Here is a 19,670-nt window from a genome sequence, read left to right on the forward strand (position 1 = left end):
TTCTCTCCTTTCACGTCCGGTGGTGCGAAACCTGCGCGACAAGCGTCGCGACGGTTGCGGCATCGAGCGCGACATGCCGGATGGCCCGGCGGTAAAGCGTGTAGGCGATATCGAGCCCGCCATCGTCGCGCGGCAGCAGCACGGGATAGGAAAGCTCCTTGTTGCGGCCATCGAGCGAATTGTTGGTAAGGCAGGTGCCGGGGCTGTCCTCGATCGTGTAGCGCACCGGAAAGGTGCGGCCGCCATCGCCCGAAAGACAGAGCGTCAGCGGCGCGCGCTCGACGCCCCAGATCGGGTTGCAGCCTTCGCGGGCCTCCGGTCGGGCGTCGCCCGCCTCCTCAAGCTCGTCATAGAGCGAGGCGCGGCGCGCTTCCGATTGCGCGGCCGAGACCGGGTTGCAGACCATGGCCACGATGTTGCCCTCAAGGCGTACGGCGTTGACGGAACTGTTGTTGTTCGGCACATCCGTCGGCGCGGGCGCGCTCCAGCTCCGCCCGCCATCACGGCTTTCGGAGCGATGAACGAAATCGGCCTGGCGACGGCGATAAAGCGCGATCATCTCGCCTCCGCCCAGGCTCACCGGCGTCATGTGCACGGACCCGGCCGAATCCGGCACATCGATAACTTCCCAGCTTTCGCCATCATCCGTACTGACGGCAATCGCCGCGGTATCGAAGGCGCCGGTCCAGCGAATGCCGGGCCGCGGATTGCAACGGAAGAGCGGCAGGCACCACGCCCCGTCATCGCGCACAAAGGGCGCGGCGCGAACGAAGGTGCCGGGCGGCAGGCCGGTGTCGCGAGCGTCAGCAGCCGCCAACCGATCGCCTTCGGGCGTGAGACGGCGCATGAATACCCGAGACTCATCCTGATTGCCGGCAGGCTGAGCGGTGTTGAAAAGCAGGATATCGCCTTTCGGCGTCACGAAGATCACCGGATTCTGTTCCGAGCGGTCGGGATCATTCGTCAGCCGCACCGCCTCGCCCCATGCCCCTGAGGCTGGATCGAGCAGCGAGGCATGGATGGAAATGTCGGACTTGCCTTCCAGCGTGCCGCCGAACCAGGCGCAGGCGAGACGTCCGTCCGGCAGGCGCGACAGGAAGGCTGCATGGTTCTGCACGGTCGGCGCCGGGAGAACGGCCTCACTGCCGTCCGGACGCGCCTCAAATCTTCCCGTCATCTTCCCGGCGATATCCTCCGGCGTCATGCACATGCTCCTCCACTTGATTCCGGCCTCCAAAAAACAGGCCACAAAACAAGTTGTCAAGTTGAAGTTTTCGGGAATATTCTCGACATCGGATTTACGGTAACAAATTTATCAATTAAATTCATAATGTTAATAAGATATCGAATTCAGGTTCGCCAATTAAACCGAGAAGGCGTTTGACAAAGGTTATCAACTTTACCAATATTGCGGAAAGCTTGAGCCGGCATCTCAGCCGGACTCACGCGGGCCATGTCAGTCCTTTTTTTGCGCGCGCAGCGGCGCAAGGGCCTGAACGACGTTATGCTGCGACGTTCCTGGAGGAGGAAAACAATGAAACGCAGAACTTTGCTTGCCGGGCTGATGCTGGCGTCATCGCTGACGCCGGCCTTTGCACAGGAGGAAGGATCGGTCACCGTCGTGCTGGCGGAAGAGCCGGATCTTGTCGAGCCATGCATGGCGACGCGCTCCAATATCGGGCGCATCGTGCTCCAGAACATCTCCGAAACGCTGACTGAACTCGACGTTCGTGGCGATGAGGGGCTGAAACCGCGCCTGGCCGAAAGCTGGGAGATGACGGACGACAACACCTGGCGCTTCCACCTGCGCGAGGGCGTGACGTTCTCCGACGGTTCGGCCTTCGACGCTGAAGACGTGAAGCACTCCTTCGACAGGGCGCAGAGCGACCAGATCGTCTGCGAGATCTCGCGCTATTATGACGGCATCACGATCACGCCTTCGGTTGTCGACGAGCACACGATCGACTTCACCACCGATCCCGCGCAGCCGATCCTGCCGCTCCTGCTTTCGCTGCTGACCATCGTGCCGTCGGAAACGCCGGTCGAATTCACCCGCGAGCCGATCGGCACCGGGCCTTACGTGCTTTCCGACTGGACGCCGGGCCAGTCCATCACGCTGACGCGCCGCGACGACTATTGGGGCGAAGCGCCGGCCGTGGAAACCGCGGAATATGTGTTCCGTTCCGATGCCGCCGTGCGCGCCGCCATGGTGGAGACCGGCGAGGCCGACATCGCGCCGTCGATCTCGGCCATCGACGCGACCACCGATCTCGACCACGCCTACCCGAACTCGGAGACGACCTATCTGCGGATCGACCACTCCGTGCCGCCGCTTTCCGACAAGCGCGTGCGCGAGGCGCTGAACATCGCCATTGACCGGGAAGCCTTCATCGGCACCATCCTGCCCGAAGGCGCGGATATCGCCACCGCGATCAACGTGCCGACGACGCTCGGCTGGAACCCCGACACCGAGGCGTGGCCCTATGATCCCGAACGCGCGCGCGCGCTTCTCGAGGAAGCCGCAGCGGACGGCGTTCCGGTGGACACCGAGATCCTGCTGGTCGGCCGCACCGGCAACTTCCCCGGCGCGACCGAATTCTACGAGGCGATCACCAGCATGCTGAACGAGGCGGGCTTCAACGTGAAGCTCCAGATGGTCGAGGTGGCGGAACACGAACAGTTCTACTCCAAGCCCTATGTCGATGATCGCGGTCCGATCATGGTCGGCGCGCAGCATGACAATTCGCGCGGCGATCCGGTATTCTCGATGTTCTTCAAGTACCACTCCGAAGGCCGCCAGTCGGGCATTGCCGACGCGCATGCCGACGAGCTGATCGAGGAAGCAACCGCGGCAACCGGCGAGGAGCGCGAGGCGCTGTGGTCGGAACTCTTCGGCTACCTGCATGACGACGTCATCGCCGATGTGCTGCTGTTCCATATGGTCGGCTTCGCTCGCGTCGGCGAAAACGTGGATTTCACGCCGACAATCGCGACCAACAGCCAGCTTCAGCTTGCCGAAATCGGCCTGAAGTAAGACCTTTCGAACGAAGAGCGCGCGCGCGGTCCTCCCGCGCGTGCTTCCCTTTTGAAAACGAGAGAACACGATGAAGAAAACGCTGGGAAAACGCGGGTTGACGAGCTTCGTCTCGCTGCTGGTCCTGATCGTGCTTGTGTTCTTCCTGTCCCGGCTGACCGGCGACCCGACATCGCTTTACCTGCCGGTCGACGCATCCGAGACGATGCGCGAGAACTTCCGCGAAATCCACGGCCTGAACGATCCGGTTCTGGTGCAGTTCTGGCACTATGTTACCGATATCGTCCGGCTCGATTTCGGCGAGAGCCTGCGAAAGGCCCGCCCCGCGCTGGAGGTGGTCATCGAGGCCTTCGCCTGGACTCTGCAGCTTGCCTTCATCACCATGGTTCTGGTGACCGCCGCCGCCATCACGGTCGGCGCGATTGCGGCCTTCAATGTCGGCACCTGGTTTGACCGGGCGGCCTCCGTCCTGTCGCTGATCGGCGCTTCGGCCCCCGATTTCTGGGTGGCGATCGTCGGCATCGTAATCTTTTCCGTCACCCTTGGCTGGCTTCCGACCTCGGGAACCGGCACCCCATGGCACTGGGTTCTGCCGGTCGCCGTGCTGTTCATCCGGCCGTTCGGGCTGATCCTGCAGATCGTGCGCGGATCGATGATCAACGCGCTCGGCTCCGCCTATGTGAAGACGGCGCGGGCCAAGGGCGTGAAGAACCGGCCGATCATCTTCGTCCACGCGCTGCGCAATGCCATGCTGCCGGTGATCACTGTGATCGGCGATCAGGCAGCCGCGCTTTTGAACGGCGCGGTGGTGGTGGAGACGATTTTCGGCTTTCCCGGCGTCGGCAAGCTGATGATCGATTCCATCATGCAGCGCGATTTCAACGTCATTCTGGCCGCGATCATGGTGACGGCGATCGCGATCTTCATCATGAACCTCCTGATCGACCTTGCCTATGCGGTGCTCGATCCGCGCATACGAACCTGAGGGACGCCGATGAGCGATACCACGACAGAGGCCAGAGCGGAGCACCCGACCGTTTCCAGGCAAGAACCGGGCGCTTTCCGGCGCTTTCTTAAAATGCTGTGGGCCGACAAGTTCGCCTTTGCGGCCGTATTGTTCCTGATCCTCATCGTGGCCTGCGCGATCTTCGGGCCGATGCTGCTTGATGGCGTTGCCGCAAAGCAGAACCTGCGCGCCCGCAACGCGCCGCCGTTTTCGTTCGAGCGCGGCTTTCTCTATCTGCTCGGCGGCGATGCGCTGGGCCGGCCGCTTCTCGCCCGCATCATCGTCGCGGCGCGCAACACCATGGTGGTCTCGGCCGGCGCAGTCGCCGCCTCGCTCGTGATCGGGTCCACGCTCGGCCTCATCGCCGGCTATCGCGACCGGTGGCACAGCGAAATCATCATGCGGCTTGCCGACGTCATCATGTCGTTTCCCTCGCTGCTGCTGGCCGTCACCGTGCTCTACGTGCTGGAGCCGTCGATCGCCAATCTGGTTCTGGTGCTCGCCATCACCCGCATCCCGATCTATCTGCGCACGACCCGCGCTGAGGTGCTGGAAGTGCGCAAGCGCATGTTCGTGCAGGCGGCGCAGGTCATGGGCGCGTCCAATCTGCGCATCGTGCTGTTTCACATCCTGCCGGTGGTGCTGCCGACGTTGCTGACCATCGCCACGCTCGACTTCGCCTTCGTGATGCTGGCGGAATCCGCCCTCTCCTTCCTCGGCATCGGCATCCAGCCGCCGGAGATCACCTGGGGGCTGATGGTGAGCCAGGGGCGGCAATATCTGACAAGCGCATGGTGGCTCGCCTTCTGGCCGGGCCTTGCGATCATCCTGACCACCATGTCGCTCAACCTGCTTTCGAGCTGGATGCGGATCGCGCTGAACCCGACCCAGCGCTGGCGGCTCGAAATCGGAGGCAAGTCCAATGGCTAGTTCCCACCTCCTTGAGGTACGCAATCTCTCGGTCCGCTTCCACACCGCGCGCGGTCCGGTCGACGCGGTCAACGACGTGTCGTGGCATCTCGACCGGGGCGAGACGCTGGCGATCCTCGGCGAAAGCGGTTCGGGCAAATCGGTCTCGGCGTCGGCGATCATGAACCTGATCGACTGCCCGCCCGGCGAGATCGTGAGCGGCGAGGTGCTGTTCGAAGGCCGCGACCTGCTGACGCTTTCCAGCGAGGAGCGCCGCCGGATCAACGGCAAGCGGATCGCGATGATCTTCCAGGACCCGCTCAGCCACCTGAACCCGGTCTATCCGGTCGGCTGGCAGATTGCCGAGGCGGCGATGTGCCACGGCAAGAGCAAGGATGAGGCTTTTGCCCGCGCCCTGAAGCTGATGGAACGCGTCGGCATTCCCGACGCCGCGGCCGCGTTGAAGAAATACCCGCACCAGTTTTCCGGCGGCCAGCGCCAGCGGCTGATGATCGCGATGGCGCTGGCGCTCAAGCCGGACATCCTGATCGCCGACGAGCCGACCACCGCGCTCGACGTCACCGTGCAGGCGGAGGTGCTGTCGCTCTTGGAGGAGCTGCAGGCGGAAACCGGCATGGGTCTCCTGCTGATCACCCATGATCTCGGCGTCGTCGCCGAGGCGGCGGACCGGGCCGTGGTGATGGAGGGCGGCCGGATCGTGGAGACCGGCACGCCGCGCGAGCTCTATCACAACGCCCAGCACCCCTATACCCGGAAACTACTGGCCGCAGCCCCCGGCAAGGGCGAGATGCGCACGGGTGAAAACGACCGCCAGCCGATCCTGCAGGTCTCCGGCCTCACCAAGACCTACGGCGCGTTCACCGCGCTGAAGAACGCCGATTTCGAGCTCCATGCCGGAGAAACGCTCGCCGTCGTCGGCGAAAGCGGTTCGGGCAAATCCACGGTCGCCAAGCTGATCCTCAGGCTCGAAGAGGCTTCCGGCGGCAAAGTGCTGTGGAAGGGCGAGGACCTGCTGACGAAATCGTACCGGCAAATGCGCGCGGTCCGCCGTCACCTGCAGATGGTCTTCCAGGACCCGACGCAGTCGCTCAACCCGCATATGTCGATCTACCAGATCATCTCCGAGGCCTGGGTGATCCACCCCGAGATTCTGCCGAAGGAGAAATGGCGCGACCGGGTGAATGAACTGTTGCAGCAGGTGGGGCTGAAGGCCGAGCACGCCGCGCGCCACCCGCACCAGTTTTCCGGCGGCCAGCGCCAGCGCATCGCGATCGCCCGCGCGTTGGCGCTCGAACCTGACGTGATCATCTGCGACGAGGCGGTGTCCGCACTCGACGTCTCGATCCAGGCGCAGGTGATCGCCCTTCTCGGGGAACTGCGTGACCGGCTTGGCATCGCCTTCATCTTCATCGCCCACGACCTGCCCGTGGTGCGCGACTTCGCCGACCGGGTGCTGGTGATGCAGCGCGGCGAGATCGTCGAACAGGGGACCGTCCGGCAGATTTTCGAAAACCCGCGGGAACTCTACACCCAACGCCTCCTCGCCGCCGGCCTCGACCCCGACCCCGACGTGCAGGCAGAACACCGAAAGGCGAGACTGGCGCTGGAGAGCGCCCTATAGGGGATACTGTCGCTTGCCTCCAAGTAACTGCAATAAGCCGAGGCTCAGTCATCCAGAAGCTGGCGCAGGCGTCTGGTTGCGGAGCGGCCAAGAGAGATTTCGCGACCGGCCTCGCTGAAACGCAGAATGCTTCGCCCGCCCGCCTGCCATTCGACCGTGTGGATATGTTCGAGGTTAACGATCAACGAGCGGCTCAGCCGGCGAAATGGAGGTGATGGCAGGTCGGCCTCGAACTTGCCGAGCAGGCCGCCGGCAAGATAGGCCTGGTCGCTATCGAGATGCACCCGCGTGAAGTCGGCTTCCGCCTGCAGCAGCGTGATTGAACTGACCGGAACCATAACCGAAGACATCATCGATTTCAGCAAAATGCGCGCCGGCGGCCGGGCTTCGGCGGCCGCCAACGGCGGCGGCGCAAGGCGTTCCCTGAGGCGGTTGATCGCGGTCTCGAGCCGGTCCGGGTCGACCGGCTTGACCAGAAAGTCGAGCGCAGCCACGTCGAACGCATCGATCGCATAGAGACTATAGGCCGTCACGACGATCACCGCGGTATCGGGCGACAGGTCGGTGATGATGTCGAAACCCTTGCCGCTTGACAGCTCTATATCCAGAAACACCGCATCCGGGCGCAGCGTCGCGATCAGGTCTCGCGCCTGGTCGATCGTGCCGGCCTCGCCGACGATGTCGATATCATCGAAGGCGGCGAGCATGCGCGTGAGGCCGCGCCGCGCCGGCGGCTCGTCATCGATGAGCACTACACGCGGCATGCGGATCCCCTCAGCATCAGCCTGGCGACGACGCGATCACCGGCCTGTTTCAATGTCAGCTCATAGCCTTCCGGGTAATGAAGATGAAGACGCTGTCTGGTATTGGCGAGGCCGATGGCCGGTCTGTCCGACCGTTCCGAACGCAACGTTCCCGAGTTGACGACCTCGATGACGATACTGCCCTCGTCGAAGCGTTCGACCTTTACGCCGATCTCGATGGCGTCGTCCTGATGCCGCAGGCCGTGCTTTACGGCATTTTCCACCAACGCCTGAAGGATCATGTGCGGCACCAGCACGTTGAGCGCGGCAGGATCGACAGAGACGGTCGTCCGCAGCCGCTCCTCGAAACGCAGTTCCTGTATGCGCAGATAGGCGCGCATCGCTTCCAGCTCGTCTTCCAGCGGACAGCGCGAATGGGCCGCGTGGTCGAGACAGTAGCGCAGATAGGCCGCGATGCGACGGACCATCTCCAGCGCCTCGTCGGGCCGGTCGTGAATTTCCGAGGCCACCGAATTCAGCGCGTTGAAGAGAAAATGCGGGGCGAGTTGCAGATGCAGCCGCTCCATTTCCAGCCGGACTGCCTCCGCCTGCGCCTCGGCGGCACGCAGGCGCTCGGAGCGCGCCTCCAGCAGCGCCGTGCGCCAGAAATACATCAACGACCAGCCGATGAGCAGGATCGTGTAAAATACGGTCATCATCGCCGGGCTGAGCGGAAGCGGCATGTCGTCGAGCACCAGACGGCGCACGATGTCGGCGATACCGTGCAGCAGGAAGCCGCCGACGACGGAAAAACAGAGCAGGAAGACGACGATCGGGAGGGACGTAACCCGGCGACGACGCGACAGGAAAAACACATGCAGCGCGCCGGTCATGAGAAAGGCGATCGGGTCCACGATCAGCGTCATAGCCGTTGCGGCGAAGACATCGCCGAAGGTGATGAGCCGTGCGGTCCAGCCGAAAAGGATCAGAAAACTCCAGACCGCACATTGCGCGCCCCAGAATGTCGTGAGCACAGGCGCACGACCGCCGGCGCTTGCGTGCGCACTGCCATTGGCGGCATCAAGATGCGCCGTATCACTGACCATGGTCTGGCACCCTTCCCTCGCGTCGACTGCCGCCAACTTACGCGCATCCCGCGCGGGAACGAATGCCGGTTCATCGAAAAAATAATCACGTTCATCGAAATACGGATGAATTCGCGCTGTCGGCCGCACATCCGTCGCGACGGCGTTTCGTGTGACCGTCCAAAAGCGGCGATTGAAGAAAGGCCTCCCCAAAAGGCGCGCCAAAAGAACTGGCCGCCTATATCCATCCGTGCATTCGATACATCGAACCGCCATCCGACCGATAGGCCAGGTCCATGCCAACGCCGTAGGCAGGGCGCTTGGCGCGCCATGCCATCTTGATACCGGAAGACGTCAGCCAACAAGGCCGTTGTCGTCGCGCTTGATCGCCATGATCGAGGAGCGCGGCAGGCCTTCTTCCGCCGGCCACGAGCCGCCCGGATGCTGGACGCCGACGAACATGGTGCGCCGGTCGGCGGACCAGCACAGGCCGGTGATCTCGCCGCCGCGCGGACCGGTCAGGAAGCGGACGATCTCGCCCGTTGCCGGATCGCCGGCAAGCTGCTGGTTGTTGCCCATGCCGGCGAATTCGCCCTCATTGCTGTCCTCACCGTCGGTCTGGATCCAGACCAGACCGCTGGTGTCGAAAGCCATGCCGTCAGGCGAGTTGAACAGATTGCCGCTGTTGATGTTGGGCGAGCCGGCATTGGCGTCCGAATGGACCTCCGGATTGCCGGCCATGACGAACAGGTCCCAGCGGAACGTGTCGGCGGCGTGATCGTCGCCATCGGGATACCAGCGCACGATCTGGCCGTATTTATTGGCCTCGCGCGGGTTCGGCCCGCCGACAGGCGTGGCGTCGCCGCCGGCATTGGCCTTGACGCCGCGGTTCTTGTTGTTGGTGAGACAGCAATAGGCTTCGACGGCGTAAGGGTTGACCGCGACCCATTCGGGACGGTCCATGGTCGTGGCTCCCACCTTCGATCCGGCCATGCGGGCGAAGATCAGGATGTCGGCTTCTTCCATACCGGTGGTTTCCGGCGTCAGCGCCAGCCATTCGCCGGTCTGGTCGTCGTTGAATTTGGCGACATAGAGCGTGCCGTCATCGAGGAGGCCATCGGTATCGCCGCCGGCGACATAGGGATGGGTCGAGACGAAGCGATAGAGGAACTCGCCGCGCTCGTCATCGCCGAGATAGACCACGACGCGGCCATCGGGGGCGAGCGTCACTTCGGCGTTTTCATGCTTGAAGCGGCCGAGCCCGGTGCGCTTGACCGGCGTGCTGTCGGGATCGGTCGGGTCGATCTCGACCACCCAGCCGAAGCGGTGCGGCTCGTTGGGGTTCTTCGAGGTATCGAAGCGCGGATCGAACTTTTCGTAGCCGTACTGGCTTTCGGCCGCCATGCCATAGCGCTCGTAGCCGGCGGCGACATCATCGCTGTAGCTTGTCTCTTCGGTTGCGCCGAAATAGCCGTTGAAGTTCTCCTCGCAGGTCAGATAGGTGCCCCACGGCGTCTTGCCGGCGCCGCAATTGCCGAGCGTGCCGAGCACGGCGCGGCCGTCCGGGTCGGCTTCCGTCTTCATGAGCGGATGGCCGGCGGCCGGACCCGAAATCGCCATCGGCGCATTGTGGTGCAGGCGACGGTTAAACGGGCTGGAGCGCACCACGGACCAGCCGTCCGCGCCTTCCGCGATCTCGACCACGGTCACGCCCTGCAGGTTCTGCAGCTTCAGCACGTCGGCCGCGCTCTGCGGCACGCCATCCTCGGTATGCGGCAGGTTGATATCGCTGTTCACATATTCGTTGTTGACCGCGAGAATCTGGTGACCACCGATCTCGAAGGTCTCCATGCCATCGGTGTTCTCACCGAAGACCTTGTCGGATTCCTCGACCGAGCCGCCGGTCTCATGGTTGAATTCGGCCACGCCGTCATAGAGCGGATCGCCCCAGCTCACCAGAACCCTGGCTTTATAGCCTTCGGGCACGTGAAAGGCGTAGTCGGTCTGGGCGGCGATCGGCGTGAACGGAAAGCGCGATTGCGGCGCTGCCGCTTCCGCCGCACCGCTGGGCAACAGGCCGGCGCTCATGGCTACGGCGCCAGATCCGAAGGCGACAACGCCGCCGAGGAAGCCGCGCCGCGAGATCGCGCGTTCGACCACCCGGTCGAAATCGCTTTCTTCGGGCCGGGGAAAATTGAGTTCATCCCACGCGTCGGCGGGCATCTTGATGGGCGGTATCCTGGTCATGAAAGGTCCTCGTAATTTAATAGCATTACAAAACCGACCCTACAGTGCTTTCTTGACGGCGGCATGAATGTCCCGTCGAGGGCCGCATAAAAACGTGTGTTCGACCCCGGAAACGCTGCGATGGCCGAGACAGAGAGGCGGCGTGGGAGCCGGCCTGCGGAAGGAGGCGCAGAAATGTCCGCGGTGAAGCACAATCCACACCTCCTGCGCCCCTATTGTCGGACGCAATTCTGAAACCCGCACCAGGTTTTCAACAAGGCGGAAAAAGCGGTTGCTTTCATATCACGCGTTCGATAATCGTAATGATATTACATTACTGATCCACCCACCAGAATGAGCATCTCTATGGCCGAGGCTTGCCTGACCTTTCGCGAACTGACGCTTGGATATGACCGACCTCCGGCGGGGCATGACCTGACCGGCGTTGCCGGCGATAGAGAGCGCAAACCCGAAACGCGCCCTTCGGACGCGTTGTCTTCAGCCGATGGCCCCGCGCGGAGCTACATAGACATGAGGCGACACAACGTCGAAACGCTCGCCGCCGCCACCAATAACGGCTGACACCAATAAACCGGGCGAGGCCGAACCTTGCCCATAACTGTTACGTTATACCATTAAGGAGAGACAGATATGAAACGATGGATCCTGGGCGCTTCCACGCTCACGATTGCGCTCGGCGCGCCGGCAGCGTTTGCCGATGACCATGAGGACAGCGTCACCCTCTACCGGGTTTTCGTCGGCGACCATGCGGATGCGAAGGTCACCGCCTTCGACCTCAGCGAACCCGACCATCGCTGGTCCTTCGACACCGTCGGTCAGAACAAGCTCTACGCGGTCAATGATGGCGCGGCCATCGTCGCCGTCCAGTCGGACAGCGATGCGGTTCACTTCATCGACAGCGGGATTTTGCTGCATTCCCATGGCGATCATGCCGATATCGACATTAAAGAGCCCACCGCCATCGAGGGCAGCCTCACCGGCCCGCGCCCGTTCCACATCATCGATCATGACGGCAAGGTCGTTATCAATTTCGACAAGGGCGGCTATGCCGCGATCGTCGATGCCCATGAACTTTCCCATGGCGAGATTGCAACCAGCGAACTGAAGCAGGACCGCGCCCATCACGGCTTTGCCGCCCCCGTCGGCCAGTACTGGGTCACCACCGTCGCCACCGACACGCCGGTTGACGGCACCCGCATTGGTCTGCGCGCCGTGAGCGAAGACGGCGAGCCGGCCGGCGATGTCGCGACCTGCACCGGTATTCACGGCGAAGCCTTCTCCGGCGCTTATCTGGCCGCCGGTTGCCAGGAAGGCGTGCTGACCGTGACACCGGGCGAAGACGGCCCCGTCTTCGAGATGCTGACCTATCCCGACGATCTGCCGGAAGGCGAGACCACGGGCACCCTGCTCGGCGCGAAGAGCATGCAGGTGTTTCTCGGCAATTACGGCAAGGATGGCCTCGTTGTCATCGACCCGGCCGATGAGCCGCATTTCAGCTATATCGACCTGCCTTTCCGCCGCGTCGACTTCGCGCTCGATCCGGCCAATGCGCGCTTCGGCTATGTGCTGACCGAAGACGGCAGCCTGCACCAGATCGACATTCTGGCCGCCAGCCTCACGACAAGCGCCAAGGTCACCGAACCCTATTCGATGGACGGTCACTGGAACGACCCGCGCCCGCGCATCGCCATGGCCGGCGATGAAATCGTGATGAGCGATCCGAATGCCGGTCTCGTCCGCCGCATCGCCAAGGAGGACCTGACGGAAGTGGGCACCATCGACGTCGGCGACATGCCCTACAATATCGCCGTTGCCGGCGGCAGCGGCATGGTGCATGAAGGCGAGCACGACGATCACGCCCATGGCGACGAAGCGCATGCCCACGATCATGGCGATCCGCAAATCTACAAGGGCTATTTCGAGGACAGCCAGATCGCGGACCGTCCGCTTTCCGACTGGGAAGGCGACTGGCAGTCGGTCTATCCCTATCTTCAGGACGGCACCCTCGATCCGGTGATGGCGCACAAGGCCGAGACCGGCGCGATGACCGCCGAAGAATACAAGGCCTATTACGACACCGGCTACAAGACCGATGTCGAGCGCATTACAATCGAGGGCGACGTGGTCACCTTCTATCGGGATGGCGCGGCCGTCAAAGGTCAGTACGCAAGCGACGGCTATGAAATCCTGACCTATGCCAAGGGTAACCGCGGCGTCCGCTTCATCTTCGAAAAGACCGGCGGCGATGAAGCCGCGCCTCAGTTCATCCAGTTCTCCGACCACCGGATCGCACCGGCCGACGCCGATCACTATCACCTCTACTGGGGTGACGACCGTGCTGCAGTACTGGAAGAACTCACCAACTGGCCGACTTATTACCCGTCATCGTTCAACGCCGACCAGATCGTCCAGGAGATGCTGGCGCATTGAGCCTTGCACGAAAGGCAGAAACAAGCGCTCGGCCTATTTGGCCGGGCGCACCGAATGGTCAGGACAGCACATGAGCCCGGCGCGACCGACCTGGCATTTCTCTTGCGTCAAATTGGCAGGTTGCAATAAATTGCGGCTTCCATTCTTGTTTCGCCGAGCTTATGCACACTTCGGCGAAACAGCGGGATGATGGGGAGGCATTGGGTTTGCGGGGATTGAAGGCAGCGATGCGGGAACTGGCGGCGGCGCTGGCCGTGATCGCCGTCTTTGCGCTTGCCTTTGTCTATCAGCCCTACATGCCGGCCTTGACGCATCATGATGCCGGTTCGCTCCTGGCATCCTCCCAGAGCGTTGTCTGCGGCAGCGGGCCTGCCGACCACGGGACCGCAAGCCATGGCCCCTGCCATGCCTGCCGCCAGGATGCCGCCATCCTGCCGCCGCCGCCGGACGAGGCCGTTCCGGCCTATACCTGCCTTGTCGCGCATGTCTTCACGGTGAACGACCAGGCCCTGACGCTCGTCCTCCACACCGATCACTACAATCCGCGCGCGCCGCCGTTTGCTGTCTGATTTTTTGACGCGGGCTTCAACAGCCCAAAAAATCACGACAATTCCAAACGGAGTATTTTCCATGACCATGTTCATGACCCGTCTCGCATGGGCCGGCGCGATCAGCCTTGCCAGCCTTTCCGCCGCCAGTGCCCACATGACGCTCGAGACTCCGGAAGCGGCCGCCGGCGGCAGCTACAAGGCCGTCATCCGCGTTCCCCATGGCTGCGATGGCGCGGCGACCACCGAAATCCGCGTCAAGGTGCCGGAAGGCTTCTATAGCGTGAAGCCGATGCCGCATGCGGGCTGGCAGCTTGAAACCGTTACCGGCGCCTATGCCAATACCTATATGGATCACGGCAGGCCGGTCAGCGAAGGCGTGACCGAGGTGATCTGGACGGGCGGCGAACTGCCCGACGCCCATTACGATGAATTCGTCATGCGCGGCTCGCTCTCTTCCGATATCGCACCCGGCACGGCGCTCTACTTCCCCGCTGAGCAGCTCTGCGCCGATGGCAGCGCCAACCACTGGACCGCCACGGGCGAAGCCGGCGACGGCGAGCCCGCGCCAAAGCTCACCGTTACCGCGGCCGACGGCGGCGACGACCATCACGACCACGATGACGCCACTGCGCCGGACCATGTGACGCTCGGCGATCTCGAAATCGACGGCGCCTTTGCCCGCGCCACCCTGCCCGGTGCGCCCGTCGGGGGCGGCTTCATGACGATCACCAATAATGGCGATACCGATGACCGCCTTATCGCCGCCTCTTCAGAGGCCGCCGGCGAATTGCAGCTTCACAACATGCGCATGGATGGCGAGGTGATGAAGATGTACCGGATGTCCGACGGCATTCCGGTTCCGGCTCATGAAACCGTGACGCTCTCGCCCGGCGGCATGCATGTGATGTTCATGCAGCTCAACGGGCCGCTGGTCGAAGACAGCGTCGTCGATGTCGAACTGACCTTCGAAAAGGCCGGCACCGTGACCGTGCCCTTCGCCGTGAGAAGCATCGCCGCACAAGATGCCGGCCACGACATGCATGGCATGGATCATGGCGACATGAACGCCAACTGAGCTTCAGACCTGTCGCCGCCCCTCCACCGGACGGCGATGTTGGTCAGCCGCGGTATCACGTTCTGGATCGCCTGCGGCAGTTCCGCACTTAGAGCCCTTCAGGCTTAAATGGAAGCGTTCTGCGGCAAGGAATTTGCGCCAGGACCAAGGGCTTTGGCGCAGGGCATAGCCGTCGCTATGTCCAAGCCGAAGACCGCCGGTAATGGCGCAAATTCATGCCGCCCTTCGGGTTTGCCCAAACCGGCCCTACACTTTGTCGAAGCCCTTCGCCATAGCTAAGGCTATGCCGCGCGGGCTTCTTCGCGTGGAAGAACCGGCTTGGGCAAACAGAACGGATTCCATTTAAGCCTGAAGGGCTCTAAGCCAATAGCCAAGCCTTATGGCGCATCATCGCAATCGCTCACAGGCTGATCGGAATCGCTTTCCTCGAAACCGCACTCCCTTGGCGCGCGGAACACTCTGCCGAACACGGGGCTGGCTGGGAGCCAAACCGGATAGTCATGCGCGGTCGAAATAGCCGCTGAGGAAGGCGGTGCAGCGTTCCGATTGGGTATTGCCGAAAACCTCGTCGGGCGTGCCGTCCTCTTCGATAATCCCCTGGTGCAGGAAGACCGTGCGGGTCGAGACCTCGCGGGCAAAGCCCATTTCATGGGTGACGATGATCATGGTGCGGCCCTCGCCGGCGAGGTCGCGCATGACCTTCAGCACCTCGCCAACCAGTTCCGGGTCGAGCGCCGAGGTAGGCTCGTCGAAAAGCAGCGCGCGGGGTTTCTGCGCCAGAGCGCGGGCGATGGCGACGCGCTGCTGCTGCCCGCCCGAGAGCTCGTTCGGCCAGGCGTCCGCCTTTTCGGGCAGGCCCACCTTTTCGAGCAGCGCCAGCGCCTCATCTCGGCATTCGGCCTTGTCGCGGCGCTGCACGATCAGCGGAGATTCGATCACGTTCTGCAACACGGTGCGGTGCGGCCAGAGATTGAAGTTCTGGAACACGAAGCCGAGTTCGCGGCGCATGGCGCGCACCGTGCGCATTTCGCCCCGTGTCAGCGTGCCGCCGCTGGGCGAAAGACGCGCCCGGCCGACCGAGATGACGCCGCTGTCGGGCGTCTCCAGCATGGGAATGCAGCGCAGAAGCGTGCTCTTGCCGGAGCCGCTGGCCCCGATCAGCGAGATGACGTCGCCATCATGCGCCGTCAGGTCGATGCCGCGAAGCACCTCGTTCTCGCCGAAACTCTTGTGAAGGCCCTCGACGGAAACCGCGGTAGGATGGGAAGTCATGGTCTTGCTCCGAATTGCCAGGGAGAGAGGGCGCGCTCGACGAGAGATGTCGCGCGGGTGATGATCAGCGACATTGCCAGGTAGATCAGACCCGCGCAGACGAAGATCTCGACCGCGCGCCAGGTTTCCGCGACGGCCTCGCGGGCGATGCCGGTGACATCCATCAGGCTGATCATGCTGACCAGCGCGGTGGCTTTCAGCATCGAGATGATCTCGTTGGAATAGGCCGGCAGGGCCTGCCGGATCGCGATCGGCAGGGTTACGCGGCGCAGGACCTGAAGGCCCGACATGCCGCAGACCCGCGCCGCCTCCTGCGTGCCCTTCGGCACGGCGCGCAGCCCGCCGCGCAGGATTTCCGACGTATAGGCCGCGTCGTTGAGCGTCAGCGCAATCAGGCCGCACCAATAGGGTTCGCGCAGCAATGGCCACAGAAAGCTCGCGCGGATGAACTCGAATTGCGCCAGGCCGAAATAGATCATGAAGAGCTGGACCAGCAGCGGCGTGCCGCGGAAGATGAAGACGTAGGTTCCTGCCACCGCGTTGCCGACCCGCGTGGCGCGCGCAAGGTTCAGCAGCAGGGCGAGAGCGAAGCCGCCCAACAGCGAGAAAAAGGCAAGATTGAGCGTCAGCGGCAGGCCGGAAAGCAGCGCCTGGAAGAGGGAAACGAAATAGGAAAACTCCATCAGCGTGCCTCTCCGGAATAGCCGGCCATTGCGCGCCGTTCGAGCAGCCGGAAGGCCTGGTCGGACAGAGTTGTGATGACCAGATAGATGACGGCCGCGGCGCTATAGAAAAGGAAATGTTCCTGCGTGGTGCCGGCGGCGATCGAGACCTGGCGCATGGTTTCAACCAATCCCGTGACCGAAACCAGCGCGCTTTCCTTGATGACGGACTGCCATTGATTGCCCATGCCCGGGATTGCCGTCACCATCGCCTGCGGCGCGGTCACGCGGCGAAAGAGCTGCCAGCGCGTCATGCCCACGACGCGGCCGGCCTCCAGCGTGCCGACCGGCACGGCCTGGTAGGCCCCGCGCAGGACCTCAGACTGGGTTGCGCCCGAGATCAGGCCGATCGCCAGCATGCCGGCAACGAAGCCGCTGATATCGAAGGGGCCTTCGAATCCGAGCGCGGTGCCCAGGAAGGCCACCACCTGGCGCCCGCCGAAGTAGAACAGGAAGATGACCAGCAGGTCGGGAACGCCGCGCAGAACCACCACATAGGTCTCGGCCAGCCGGCACACCCAGACATTGCCCGAGATGCGCGCCCAAACGGTCAGCGTTCCCAAGACCGTGCCGAGCAAATAGGCCGCGATCGAAACGGCGAGGGTCATGAGACCGGCGCGCACGAGCACCGGCCCCCATCCCTCGGGGCCGAAGCCCAGGAGATACAGATTTGAAGTCATGCGCCCATCAGTATTGCTGCGGGGTCACGACCAGGCCGAACCACTTCCGCGACAGATCGGCCAGCGTGCCATCGGCCACAATGCTTTCCAGCCCGGCATTGAGCGCGTCGCGCAGTTCCTCGTCGCCCTTCTGCACCACGAGGCCGGAACCATTGCCCATGATCCCGCCGCCAAAGGCCGGACCGGTTGCGGCGGCCTTGTCGGCATTCTTTTCGAGGAAGGCCGAGACATTGGTCAGCGAGGCGATGCCCGCGTCGATGCGCCCAACGCTGAGATCCTGGTAGACATCGGGGCCGTTCGGGTAGGTGCGCACGTTGACGCCGCGATCCTCGAGATATTCCTCAAGGAACTTGGACTGGATCGTTGCCTGCTGCACACCGACCGTCTTGCCGGCGAGAACCTCGGCAACGGCATCGATCGCCGGACCGATGCTCTCGGGATTGTCGAGGCGCGCGGATTCGCCATCCATCGGCAATTCGATGCCGGACGATTTCATGACCACAAAGGTCGAGCCGCCGAGCGTATAGTTGTGGGTGAAGTCGACCACTTCCTGGCGGGCGGGCGTGATGCTGACGCCGTCGACGATGGCGTCATACTTGCCGTCGATCAGGCCCTGGATCATGCCGTCCCAGGCCTGCGAGATCAGTTCGATCTTCAGGTTCTGGCGCTTGGCGATCTCGTTCACCATGTCGATCTCGAAGCCGTAGAGCTCGCCATTGGGACGGGTCATGTTGGAGGGAGGGAAGGAGCCTTCGGTGGCCATGACAATGGTCCGGTCGGTGACGTCGGCCTGGGCGCCGGATGCGGCCAGAAGGGCGGCGGAAAGCGCGGCGCCGGCAAGGGCGCGTGTGATCTTGAACATCAATAGTCCTCTCTGTTGGTTTTCTGAATTTGGAACCGCTCAGGCGAGCAGTTCGGTGGCCATGCGGGTCAGCACGATAGCGCTGTCCGCGATGCAACTTTCATTGGGCTGGTAGTCGGAGTTATGGACACGGTCGTTGCGGCCGGGGGTCTGCGCGCCGACATGGATCTGGATCGAAGGCATGCGCTCGCTGAAAAGCGAAAAATCCTCTGCCCCGAAACTCGGCTCCTCGGACGCGAGCGGCGCTACGCCAAACTGGGCCTCGATTGCGGCGGCGGCGCGGTCGACCATGGCGTCGTCGTTGATCAGGGCCGGCACGCCGCGCACATAATCGATCTCGGCTTCGAGATTCATGGCCGCGGCCGCATTGGTGCAGATCCGGCGGAAGGAGTCTTCCACGCGATCGCGCGATTCGGCGCTGCGGCAGCGCGCGGTGCCTTCGAATGTGCAGCTGTCGGGAATGATGTTCTGCGTCTCGCCGCCAATGATATGGCCGATGGTCAGAACGGCTGATTGCGCCGGGTTCATCTCGCGCGAGATGATGGTCTGAAGCTGGGCGATGACATGGGCCGCGCCGACGATCGGGTCGATCGCAGCATGGGGTCGTGCGGCATGGCCGGACTTGCCGCGGATGGTCACCTTGAACTCATCACTGGACGCGGTGCCCGCGCCACGGTTCAGCCGCACCTTGCCCGCCTCCAGTTCGGGGCGGTTGTGGAAGGCTATGGCCATGTCCGCCCCCTCGCCCGCGCCATCGGCCAGCATCGCGGCGGCGCCGCTCTCCAGCGTTTCCTCGGCGGGCTGGAACACAAGGCGCACGGTGCCGCGCAGTTTCGGCGCCAGCGCTTTCAATGCATGGGCCGCCCCCAGAAGGGCGGAGGTATGCAGGTCATGGCCGCAGGCATGCATCTTGCCGGCCACGGTCGAGGCATAGGGCAGGCCGGTCATCTCCTGGATCGGCAAGGCATCCATATCCGCGCGCAGGATCAGGCAGGGGCCCGGCGCGCCGCCCTTGATCTCGGCCACGACACCGGTGCGCCCGACCCCGGTCTTCGGCTCAAGCCCGATGGCGCGCAATTCCTCGGCAACCTTTTCGGCGGTGCGCACGGTCTCGAAGCCTGTCTCGGGGTGCGCGTGAATATCGCGTCGAATCTCGATCATCCGCGCCTCGACCTTTCGGACGAGCGCTTCGATCTCGGGTCCGGGGTCGTTCGATAACTTGTTCATTTGTATCCTTCCGCCCATGCGGAGACCGCCTCTCCAACACGGGGCATTGGGTATTTCAGGTTCAGGTGCGGAACCCTATTTACCGCAATGTTGTACAAATGTATAGTAACGGAAACAAATTAGCGACCAGCCAGTTCCCGACGCGTTGTTTCCCGGGGCGGTTCGGTCTGAAAATGAATAAAAGA

17 protein-coding genes are annotated in these 19,670 nt (G+C 63.2%); 8 read left to right on the forward strand and 9 right to left on the reverse strand.

What is annotated here, in order from left to right; translation table 11 throughout:
- Window positions 1-10 precede the first annotated feature (10 nt).
- Window positions 11-1,204, reverse strand: coding sequence for a sialidase family protein (locus V6765_RS08080; RefSeq protein WP_448427608.1), 1,194 nt, complete (start codon window positions 1,202-1,204; stop codon window positions 11-13).
- A 330-nt stretch (window positions 1,205-1,534) separates the two neighbouring features.
- Here V6765_RS08080 and V6765_RS08085 point away from each other — a divergent pair, with 330 nt between their 5' ends.
- The 4 genes from V6765_RS08085 (at window position 1,535) to V6765_RS08100 (ending at window position 6,591) form a co-directional block, all read left to right on the forward strand.
- Window positions 1,535-3,034 carry an ABC transporter substrate-binding protein gene (locus V6765_RS08085; RefSeq protein WP_448427609.1) on the forward strand — a complete coding sequence of 500 codons (1,500 nt, stop codon included), beginning with the start codon at window positions 1,535-1,537 and terminating at the stop codon, window positions 3,032-3,034.
- Between the two features lie 70 nt (window positions 3,035-3,104).
- Complete coding sequence (locus V6765_RS08090) at window positions 3,105-4,019, forward strand: ABC transporter permease (RefSeq protein WP_448427610.1); 915 nt, start codon at window positions 3,105-3,107, stop codon at window positions 4,017-4,019.
- A gap of 9 nt (window positions 4,020-4,028) precedes the next feature.
- The gene (locus tag V6765_RS08095) at window positions 4,029-4,970 is read left to right on the forward strand and encodes an ABC transporter permease (RefSeq protein ID WP_448427611.1); all 942 of its coding nucleotides are present in this window, start codon (window positions 4,029-4,031) and stop codon (window positions 4,968-4,970) included.
- Window positions 4,963-6,591: an ABC transporter ATP-binding protein gene (locus tag V6765_RS08100; RefSeq protein ID WP_448427612.1), complete on the forward strand. Its 1,629-nt coding sequence runs from the start codon at window positions 4,963-4,965 to the stop codon at window positions 6,589-6,591. Before V6765_RS08095 ends, V6765_RS08100 begins: the two co-directional genes overlap by 8 nt.
- Window positions 6,592-6,635: 44 nt before the next feature.
- Here V6765_RS08100 and V6765_RS08105 read toward each other — a convergent pair whose 3' ends face one another.
- The 3 genes from V6765_RS08105 to V6765_RS08115 all read right to left on the reverse strand — a co-directional run bounded on the left by V6765_RS08105 (window position 6,636) and on the right by V6765_RS08115 (window position 10,666).
- Window positions 6,636-7,355 carry a LytR/AlgR family response regulator transcription factor gene (locus V6765_RS08105; RefSeq protein ID WP_448427613.1) on the reverse strand — a complete coding sequence of 240 codons (720 nt, stop codon included), beginning with the start codon at window positions 7,353-7,355 and terminating at the stop codon, window positions 6,636-6,638.
- On the reverse strand, window positions 7,343-8,440 hold the full coding sequence (locus tag V6765_RS08110) for a sensor histidine kinase (RefSeq protein ID WP_448427614.1): 1,098 nt from the start codon (window positions 8,438-8,440) through the stop codon (window positions 7,343-7,345). The genes V6765_RS08105 and V6765_RS08110 overlap by 13 nt, the downstream gene beginning before the upstream one ends.
- Before the next feature lie 333 nt (window positions 8,441-8,773).
- Complete coding sequence (locus V6765_RS08115; protein ID WP_448427615.1) at window positions 8,774-10,666, reverse strand: PhoX family protein; 1,893 nt, start codon at window positions 10,664-10,666, stop codon at window positions 8,774-8,776.
- A gap of 345 nt (window positions 10,667-11,011) precedes the next feature.
- Here V6765_RS08115 and V6765_RS08120 point away from each other — a divergent pair, with 345 nt between their 5' ends.
- From V6765_RS08120 to V6765_RS08135, 4 genes are all read left to right on the forward strand, one after another.
- Complete coding sequence (locus V6765_RS08120; RefSeq protein WP_448427616.1) at window positions 11,012-11,227, forward strand: hypothetical protein; 216 nt, start codon at window positions 11,012-11,014, stop codon at window positions 11,225-11,227.
- 1,230 nt (window positions 11,228-12,457) lie between these two features.
- Window positions 12,458-13,096, forward strand: coding sequence for a ZinT family metal-binding protein (locus V6765_RS08125; protein WP_448428759.1), 639 nt, complete (start codon window positions 12,458-12,460; stop codon window positions 13,094-13,096).
- A 227-nt stretch (window positions 13,097-13,323) separates the two neighbouring features.
- The gene (locus V6765_RS08130; protein WP_448427617.1) at window positions 13,324-13,665 is read left to right on the forward strand and encodes a hypothetical protein; all 342 of its coding nucleotides are present in this window, start codon (window positions 13,324-13,326) and stop codon (window positions 13,663-13,665) included.
- Between the two features lie 61 nt (window positions 13,666-13,726).
- Complete coding sequence (locus V6765_RS08135; RefSeq protein ID WP_448427618.1) at window positions 13,727-14,722, forward strand: DUF1775 domain-containing protein; 996 nt, start codon at window positions 13,727-13,729, stop codon at window positions 14,720-14,722.
- 498 nt (window positions 14,723-15,220) lie between these two features.
- On the opposite strand, the gene V6765_RS08140 is transcribed toward V6765_RS08135, so the two are convergent.
- The 5 genes from V6765_RS08140 to V6765_RS08160 are packed head-to-tail and all read right to left on the reverse strand — an operon-like array spanning window position 15,221 to window position 19,485.
- Window positions 15,221-15,994 (reverse strand): ABC transporter ATP-binding protein, encoded by a 774-nt coding sequence (locus tag V6765_RS08140; protein WP_448427619.1) that lies wholly within the window; start codon window positions 15,992-15,994, stop codon window positions 15,221-15,223.
- Window positions 15,991-16,677: an ABC transporter permease gene (locus tag V6765_RS08145; RefSeq protein WP_448427620.1), complete on the reverse strand. Its 687-nt coding sequence runs from the start codon at window positions 16,675-16,677 to the stop codon at window positions 15,991-15,993. Before V6765_RS08145 ends, V6765_RS08140 begins: the two co-directional genes overlap by 4 nt.
- Complete coding sequence (locus V6765_RS08150) at window positions 16,677-17,396, reverse strand: ABC transporter permease (protein ID WP_448427621.1); 720 nt, start codon at window positions 17,394-17,396, stop codon at window positions 16,677-16,679. The genes V6765_RS08145 and V6765_RS08150 overlap by 1 nt, the downstream gene beginning before the upstream one ends.
- Before the next feature lie 7 nt (window positions 17,397-17,403).
- On the reverse strand, window positions 17,404-18,258 hold the full coding sequence (locus tag V6765_RS08155) for an ABC transporter substrate-binding protein (RefSeq protein ID WP_448427622.1): 855 nt from the start codon (window positions 18,256-18,258) through the stop codon (window positions 17,404-17,406).
- Between the two features lie 39 nt (window positions 18,259-18,297).
- Entirely contained in the window at window positions 18,298-19,485 is a 1,188-nt protein-coding gene (locus V6765_RS08160; RefSeq protein WP_448427623.1) for a M20 metallopeptidase family protein, read from the reverse strand.
- Between the last annotated feature and the right edge of the window lie 185 nt (window positions 19,486-19,670).

The sequence above is a fragment of the Martelella sp. FOR1707 genome (genome assembly GCF_053484265.1).

What these genes read in the sequence shown, in the direction of transcription:
- V6765_RS08085 (WP_448427609.1), top strand. Translation starts at nt 1,535, where the DNA reads ATGAAACGCAGAACTTTGCTTGCCGGGCTGATGCTGGCGTCATCGCTG.
- V6765_RS08160 (WP_448427623.1), bottom strand. Translation starts at nt 19,485, where the DNA reads ATGAACAAGTTATCGAACGACCCCGGACCCGAGATCGAAGCGCTCGTC.
- V6765_RS08080 (WP_448427608.1), bottom strand. Translation starts at nt 1,204, where the DNA reads ATGACGCCGGAGGATATCGCCGGGAAGATGACGGGAAGATTTGAGGCG.
- V6765_RS08140 (WP_448427619.1), bottom strand. Translation starts at nt 15,994, where the DNA reads ATGACTTCCCATCCTACCGCGGTTTCCGTCGAGGGCCTTCACAAGAGT.
- V6765_RS08120 (WP_448427616.1), top strand. Translation starts at nt 11,012, where the DNA reads ATGGCCGAGGCTTGCCTGACCTTTCGCGAACTGACGCTTGGATATGAC.
- V6765_RS08100 (WP_448427612.1), top strand. Translation starts at nt 4,963, where the DNA reads ATGGCTAGTTCCCACCTCCTTGAGGTACGCAATCTCTCGGTCCGCTTC.
- V6765_RS08155 (WP_448427622.1), bottom strand. Translation starts at nt 18,258, where the DNA reads ATGTTCAAGATCACACGCGCCCTTGCCGGCGCCGCGCTTTCCGCCGCC.
- V6765_RS08115 (WP_448427615.1), bottom strand. Translation starts at nt 10,666, where the DNA reads ATGACCAGGATACCGCCCATCAAGATGCCCGCCGACGCGTGGGATGAA.
- V6765_RS08145 (WP_448427620.1), bottom strand. Translation starts at nt 16,677, where the DNA reads ATGGAGTTTTCCTATTTCGTTTCCCTCTTCCAGGCGCTGCTTTCCGGC.
- V6765_RS08110 (WP_448427614.1), bottom strand. Translation starts at nt 8,440, where the DNA reads ATGGTCAGTGATACGGCGCATCTTGATGCCGCCAATGGCAGTGCGCAC.
- V6765_RS08135 (WP_448427618.1), top strand. Translation starts at nt 13,727, where the DNA reads ATGACCATGTTCATGACCCGTCTCGCATGGGCCGGCGCGATCAGCCTT.
- V6765_RS08130 (WP_448427617.1), top strand. Translation starts at nt 13,324, where the DNA reads ATGCGGGAACTGGCGGCGGCGCTGGCCGTGATCGCCGTCTTTGCGCTT.
- V6765_RS08105 (WP_448427613.1), bottom strand. Translation starts at nt 7,355, where the DNA reads ATGCCGCGTGTAGTGCTCATCGATGACGAGCCGCCGGCGCGGCGCGGC.
- V6765_RS08150 (WP_448427621.1), bottom strand. Translation starts at nt 17,396, where the DNA reads ATGACTTCAAATCTGTATCTCCTGGGCTTCGGCCCCGAGGGATGGGGG.
- V6765_RS08095 (WP_448427611.1), top strand. Translation starts at nt 4,029, where the DNA reads ATGAGCGATACCACGACAGAGGCCAGAGCGGAGCACCCGACCGTTTCC.
- V6765_RS08090 (WP_448427610.1), top strand. Translation starts at nt 3,105, where the DNA reads ATGAAGAAAACGCTGGGAAAACGCGGGTTGACGAGCTTCGTCTCGCTG.
- V6765_RS08125 (WP_448428759.1), top strand. Translation starts at nt 12,458, where the DNA reads ATGCCCTACAATATCGCCGTTGCCGGCGGCAGCGGCATGGTGCATGAA.